General features: G+C 42.2%; 5 protein-coding genes. 2 read left to right on the forward strand and 3 right to left on the reverse strand.

Annotated features, from left to right (window positions below):
• Positions 1 to 72: 72 nt before the first annotated feature.
• Together yidA and HC723_RS11950 are read right to left on the reverse strand one after the other, a co-directional pair.
• Positions 73 to 885: a sugar-phosphatase gene (gene yidA / locus HC723_RS11945; protein ID WP_190339253.1), complete on the reverse strand. Its 813-nt coding sequence runs from the start codon at positions 883 to 885 to the stop codon at positions 73 to 75.
• Between the two features lie 240 nt (positions 886 to 1,125).
• Entirely contained in the window at positions 1,126 to 2,811 is a 1,686-nt protein-coding gene (locus tag HC723_RS11950) for a DUF2813 domain-containing protein (protein ID WP_190339254.1), read from the reverse strand.
• 195 nt (positions 2,812 to 3,006) lie between these two features.
• Here HC723_RS11950 and HC723_RS11955 point away from each other — a divergent pair, with 195 nt between their 5' ends.
• Positions 3,007 to 4,764 (forward strand): bifunctional metallophosphatase/5'-nucleotidase, encoded by a 1,758-nt coding sequence (locus HC723_RS11955; protein WP_153448539.1) that lies wholly within the window; start codon positions 3,007 to 3,009, stop codon positions 4,762 to 4,764.
• Between the two features lie 142 nt (positions 4,765 to 4,906).
• Here HC723_RS11955 and moeA read toward each other — a convergent pair whose 3' ends face one another.
• Positions 4,907 to 6,178 (reverse strand): molybdopterin molybdotransferase MoeA, encoded by a 1,272-nt coding sequence (moeA, locus tag HC723_RS11960; protein ID WP_190339255.1) that lies wholly within the window; start codon positions 6,176 to 6,178, stop codon positions 4,907 to 4,909.
• 219 nt (positions 6,179 to 6,397) lie between these two features.
• On the opposite strand from moeA, the gene folE reads away from it, so the two are divergent.
• A partial coding sequence (gene folE, locus HC723_RS11965) for a GTP cyclohydrolase I FolE (protein ID WP_190339256.1) occupies positions 6,398 to 7,066 on the forward strand: 669 nt, incomplete at its 3' end.

Here is a 7,066-nt window from a genome sequence, read left to right on the forward strand (position 1 = left end):
ACGGCGTTGCGTATAGCAGTCATGCTATTTGCTACTTATGAATAAACGGTAAGTAGCATAAGTTAAATAAAATTATTTAGCGTTTAATACAAACTTTTCAATTGCTTGAGCGACACCACTATTGTCATTGCTGTCGGTGATATAGTTTGAAATCGCTTTGGTTTCATCGGTGGCATTTGCCATTGCGATACCGAGCCCAGCGTAAGTGAGCATGTGGTGATCGTTACCGGCATCACCCATTGCAATCACTTGTTGCTGCTCAATACCAAGGTACTGGGCTAACGCTTCAACCCCTGCGCCTTTATCACTGGTTTTGTGCATGATCTCTAAAAAGAAAGGTGCACTGCGCACTATGGTAAATTGTTGATAAAGATCGTTTGGTAGTTGTGCTACGGCTTTGCTCAGGATCGGCTCTTCATCGACCAGCATCACTTTTAAAATCGGGGCATCATCACTCAACTCAGAAAAAGGCATCTCTACTACGTCAATACCATTGATAGCACATTCATGATTAGTGTATTTGCTGTTTTTAGGCGTGATCAAACCATGCTCAATCGAAAAAGCATGCACATTAACATTTAATGTTTCAGCCCAATTGGCGATCAGTTTGGCATCGGCGCCAGTTAATATTTCTTGGCGGATCACCGTCTTTGAATCTGCAGTTTGCACCATAGAGCCGTTATAGCTGATCACATAATCTTGATCAGTATTCATCTCTAATTCTTCAAGCGCGGCAAGCATGCCATTGAGTGGACGACCAGAAGCCAGTACCACCGTCACACCCATCGCGCGAGCTTGGCTAATGGCTTGTTTATTGTGTTTGGTGATCTTGTGTTCGCTATTAAGCAGTGTGCCATCCATATCCAGTGCGATCAGTTTGTACATGATTCTTCTCGTTCTAAAATTAATTTAGATGCATGTTAACGGTATGACATGGGTGACACAATCGATATATACCCATGTTACTTGAAGCTGCGGCTTTTTTGGCTACAAAGTTCACCTCAATCACTTAGACAAGCTAAATTCATGGACTTATGTCGATAATCTAGGGTTTAGTTGCCGCCTCACTGCAACTTCAATTATCTTGGATATAGAAGGTCAGCAGGATGCCGGTTTGAAAAACAATCAATTATTGCCATTGGCCATAGTGATCACTCGTTTTAAGATCCGGCGCAGCAATTGGGGTATTTGTTCTATTCCTTGTTGTTCACAATACTCTGCTATGCTCAGCGCGACATCGGGTTTGGCGTGTTTTTTTAATACTCGATTAATTACCTTTTTCGCGGATACCGGTTGATCAATAGGAATATTAATTAAATCGCGAAAGAATTTTTCAAAGCCATGATGATAGAGGAAGTTTTCGATATCTTTATCTGGCAGCTCAGTTAATCGATGCTGTTCAAGATCTTGTTCGAGTAGAGAACGCACCGTCGTGGCGTATTTATTGCCGGCCGCGTCGCCATCGGTCACCACATGCCAATCAATCTTTAAGGCTTTAGCGACTTTGATTAACGATTTCAAGCCAGACTGAGCAAATTCAACCAGTTGGATCCCTTCATTGGCGAGTTGGTAACCGCACACTTTGGCCAATTCATTAAATAACCAAAATTCCGTTTCACCTTCCACCAATAACCAACTGCGAGCAAAAAGCGCATTGGGGCGATGAAAACGAATATGAAAACTAATACGGCGTAATTCATCATGACTGAGTAAGTGGTGCGGAATCGAAAGGGCGACGGTTTTATCTGATTGCCTGACTAACCGGCGTATGGAGAAAAAAGGCACAGCACTGAGCAATATACCGCTGTTGGTGGTGACAATTTTTTGCATAGGGATCATTTGTAATAACTCCCATGATTTTAATAAATTGGTAGGGTGCAAGCGACTTTCAGGATCTTCTAAAATCATTATAGGGCGAGCAGATTGGCTAATGTCAGCAGCCCCTTTGGCTTGAAAGTACGCATTAAGTAAGCCCATTAACAGCAATTTACTTTGATGATTTTTATTGCTTTTTAATAAATGAATTAAACTGTCTTTATTGGGGTTAATTGATTCACTCAGACCACTAAAAAGACCGTCTCTTGCTTCGCGTGGATTTTGTTTCGGCTGATTTTGAAAGGAGAAATAATGCTCAATTAAGTGTTGCATCGCATTGATGGTGCTTTTTAGTTCGGCTTTATTCACATGGCCCGGCATAGCGGATAAACGACGATAGGTATTATTGACTCGGCGTTCGATCTTTTCTTTGTCATTGTCATCGCTAAATATGACTTCTTCATTTTGCTGGTGCAATCGTCGAGCATCGCGTAAACGGATCACGGGATGCAACCGACTTAACTCAAGGGCCAATTGCTCGCAATCGTGAATAGCGAGCACATTGCCTTCCCAATCTAAAAATTGATAATGCGTGCTGACTTTATGCTCATTGCGGATTGCGCTGATCTGAAAAAGAAAGCTTTTTGTGTCTTCGGAGTCGGAGTTTTTATCATTATCCGCATGATCAGAATCGATCCAAATTGGTTTTAAGCGGCGATAACGAGCGCTAAGATGTTCCGATTTATGCTGAGTGCGCCATTGGGTTACAATTTGAATATGTTGGGTTTGCGGTTGTGACAAGGCGTAATTGACATGAAAATCTTGGATCTGAAAAGGATATAACTGACCATTATGAGGCAGCGCAATACACAGGGCATCCAGTAGAGAGGATTTACCCCAAGTGTTTTCACCTAGCAATGTCGTGATCTCATCAAAGCCGATGGATAAACGTTGAATACCTCGAAAACCCACAATTTCAATTCGTTCTAATTGCATATCAAGTCCTTATCACTAAGCCATCCACTTTAGATTATAGGAATCAATCCAATCAAGAGGGTGTTTTGCTCACAAATTTGAAATAGTCATAGAGTTGTCATGCTTGAAGGCTTATGATTAAGAGTAAAGAAAAGAGCATAAGATTGATCTTAAAAAATACAGATCGTGATGACAGATACAACCATAAGAAGAACTATGACAGATATAACGCACCATTCCGTGAGCCTAACGCTTGCGCATATCAACGATACCCATTCCTATTTTGAACCAACATCATTGCAGTTACAGCTTAAAATTGGTCAACAAACGCTATCTCCGTATGTGAGCGCGGGTGGATTCGCGCGTATTGCCACTCGATGTGATCAATTGAGAGAACAAGCAAAGCAAGACAATAAAGGTTTCTTGTTTTTACACGCCGGTGATTGCTTTCAAGGCACATTGTATTTTTCCTTATTCAAAGGCAGAGCCAATGCCGACATGCTGAATGCTTTAAACCTTGATGCGATGGCGCTGGGTAATCATGAACTCGATATGGGGAATGAGCCGGTCGCACATTTTCTTAAACGAATCGAATTTCCATTGCTGGCTGGCAATTGGGATGTTTCCAACGAAGATAAAACCAAAGCCTATAAAGTGAGTGACTCAACTCAATTGCATAGCTTTGCATCGCAGCATCAACACGCCACTTGGGTTGAAAAGCAAATCAACGGCGAGCGCATTGCTATCTTTAGCCTTGCGTTAGATAAAATGGCCGATATTTCTAACCCTGATGTGGATACGCCTTTTATTAATGCCATTGATGTGGCTAAGGCAACCGTGGCGGCTATTCACAAACAAGGTATAAATAAAATCATTTTGCTCAGCCACTTAGGTTATGAAGCTGATTTAGAAATGGCAGCCCAAGTCGATGGTATCGGAATTATTGTGGGTGGGCATTCGCACCGTTTGCAAGGTGATTTCTCCGAGCTTGGTTTAGGTAAAGATGATGATTATGGCCAAAAGATCAATGATACATACGTGGTGCAAGCCGGCTTTCATGCCCAAACGATGGGACATTGTGACGTTACCTTTGCTGCCAATGGACGGGTGAGCGACTTTAACGGCAAGAACGAATTATTACTCGGACGCCGTTTATGTTTAGACGCCACATTAAGCCAAACACATGGTGATAATGCTCATGCCAAAGCGTGTCAGTTTGTGGCACAGCACCCTAATGTGGTGGTGTGTAAAAAAGATCGTGATGTGCAAAGCATTCTGATTGATAAATACATGCCGAAAGTTCGAGCATTGCAACAAACGGTCGTCGGTAAAACGGATTATAAATTGCGTCATGTTCGCATTCCCGATGAACAAGGGTGCAGTGAACTGGCGCCATTAGTGGCAGAATCTTTCGCATTTACCTTAAATCAGCAAGGCCATAATATTGAATTTGCCGTTCATAATGCGGGCGGAGTACGGTGCTCTTTAAATCCTGGTGATATAACCATTGATGATGTGGCAGGAAAATTATTGCCCTTTGCGGTACCGATTGGGTTCTATCAAATACAGGGGCGCTATATTGGCCAAGTTCTGGAAGGTGCCATTAATAATGCATTAAGTAATGGTGTGGTTGGAACGGGATCAGGCAGTTACCCTTATGTGCATAATTTGCGTTTTGAATATTGCGCAGAGAAACCGTTAGGCCAACGAATTCAAGCTTTGCAGATTTATTCCTCATCAAGTCAGTCGGAGAATAAGTGCTGGCAAACTATTGATGATAAACGTTTTTATACCGGATCTTCCTCGGCTTACACCATGAAAGGAAAAGAAGGCTATGGCGCAATAGTCAATATGAAGCAACAAGGTCAAGTCACCTCGTTTTCGATGGCGGATTGTTTTATTGAATTCTTAAAACAAAATCCACAGCGTTTACTTCAATCGCAATTAATGGGGCGAGTTAATCGCAATCGTTAATATCAACCGTTAATAGGTTGGTTGACCATTTCGCGTCAAAAAAAGGCTGATCCCACTTCTCATTAAAAAGAGCATGTCAGGTATCAGCCTATTTTTTATTTGTTCGGTTTGCCGAGCTTTTATTTGCTCGGGTCACCGCGATTTAAGCATAAAATACGGGAGCAAACTGCTGAATATAAACCGTTTCGCCAGCTTCTACTTTACCGCGCTCTCTTTCTAGAATGATAAAGCAGTTGGCCAGGCTCATTGAACGGAACGCACCAGAGCTTTGATTACCGGTGCTACTAACTTCAAATTGACCTTGCTCGTTAATCGTATAAATACCACGTTGGAAATCGGTACGACCAGGCGCTTTTTTAAAGCCAGTTAACGCTTTGGCAGGAATACTTGGTTGGGCTTTCCAATCGGCATGTCCTGCCAGTTTTGCTAATAAGGGTTGTACTAAAATATACAAGGTTAAAATTGCAGAAACTGGGTTACCAGGCAGACCACAAAAAATGGCATCAGAGCTATCATCGGTTGCCAATAGTTTTCCAAACGCAAAAGGTTTACCCGGTTTCATGGCAATCTTCCAAAAACCAATTTGTCCAAGTTCTTCTAAAATGATTTTAGTGTAATCGGCTTCACCTACACTAACACCACCAGAGGTTATCACCACATCAGCTTGCTGTTGTGCTTGAATAAAGGCTTGACGCAGTTGGTCTTTATCATCAGGGATCACGCCCAAGTCAATCGCTTCACAACCAAATTGTTCTAGCATGATCTTAATGCCATAGCGATTACTGTCGTAGATTTCACCTTCTTGAAGAGGCGTTCCTAATGGTTTTAATTCATCACCGGTCGAGAAAAATGCCACTTTAGGTTTGTTTAATACTGTTAAGCTTGGAATGCCTAAGCTTGCGATCATTGGAATATCGCGCGGGGTTAAACGATGACCCTTTGGCAGCACTAAATCGCTTTGGCCAATATCTTCACCTAATGAACGGATATTTTGTTGATCACGAACTGGCAGAGCTTGGCTAAAATCGACGATGTTAGGAGTAGTGGCATCTATTGTCGCTTGTTCTTGCATGATCACAGCATCACAACCGGCGGGTATTTTGGCGCCCGTCATAATGCGAATACAGCTTGCTGGTGGCCATTCACCTTTATATGGAATACCGGCGAAAGATTTCCCTACGACTTCTAACGTGGTTGTATTGGAAAGATCCGCGATACGAACCGCATAACCATCCATCGCTGAATTATCAAAAGGCGGCACATTAAGTGGAGAATGCAGGTCTTGTGCTAAAACATAACCAACCGAATCGGAAAGCAATTTTTCAACAGTACAAGTGACTGGGGTAATGGATTTCAGCATATTGGCTAAAGCATCATCAATTGGCATTAGGCCGGGAGTGCTACAAATGTCCATAGTATTTCCTGTTTAAAATTGAGACTGGTGGCGTGAGTCGGATTTAACTTGTTGGCAGCATTTATAACAACAAATAGGCCTTCAAAAATCAAAAGAGCACACGCAATTTATGGATGTAATTATGCTTGAGAACGAGTATCCTTGTCATCAACTCAATAGTGGTATTTAGCTTCTAGTCGAGTTTTTATAGATGTTCGATTCGAACGAAAGGGAGTAGTGATGGGATCTCAAGCAGTGAATAAACAAGGTTTAAGCGAATCAGCGTTGTTAGTGAAAGCAGCATTACAACAGCGCGGAATTGAAACACCAATGCGTTTAAATGACATTCCTCGCCAAGAAAAAAAACAACGCATTGAGCATCACATGCGAGAGATTTTAACGCTGTTAGAGTTAGATTTAAGTGATGATAGCTTGGAAGAAACCCCCCAGCGCATTGCAAAAATGTATGTGGATGAAGTATTTTCGGGGCTAGATTACAAAAACTTTCCTAAGATCACTATGATCGACAATAAAATGTCGTGCAGTGAGATGGTTCGAGTAAAAGATATAACCGTCACCAGTACCTGTGAACATCACTTAGTGACGATTGATGGTCAAGCTGCCGTGGCTTATATCCCGCGCGGAAAAGTCATTGGTTTATCTAAAATTAATCGTATTGTGCGTTTCTTTGCTCAACGCCCACAAGTTCAAGAACGCATGACTCAGCAAATTTTAGTCGCGTTACAAGCACTACTCGAAACCGATGATGTTGCCATTACTATGGATGCCACTCATTACTGCGTAAAATCTCGCGGCGTGATGGATGCTACCAGTGTGACCACCACCACAGCCCTAGGCGGCATTTTCAAATCCAACCCAGCAACCCGTGCTGAGTTTTTCCATGGTTTA

The organism is Vibrio sp. S11_S32 (assembly GCF_014694465.1).
Lineage (GTDB): Bacteria > Pseudomonadota > Gammaproteobacteria > Enterobacterales > Vibrionaceae > Vibrio > Vibrio algicola.

Excerpts from the sequence above, each read along its gene's own strand:
- yidA (WP_190339253.1), bottom strand. The coding sequence starts at position 885 with ATGTACAAACTGATCGCACTGGATATGGATGGCACACTGCTTAATAGC.
- HC723_RS11950 (WP_190339254.1), bottom strand. The coding sequence starts at position 2,811 with ATGCAATTAGAACGAATTGAAATTGTGGGTTTTCGAGGTATTCAACGT.
- HC723_RS11955 (WP_153448539.1), top strand. The coding sequence starts at position 3,007 with ATGACAGATATAACGCACCATTCCGTGAGCCTAACGCTTGCGCATATC.
- moeA (WP_190339255.1), bottom strand. The coding sequence starts at position 6,178 with ATGGACATTTGTAGCACTCCCGGCCTAATGCCAATTGATGATGCTTTA.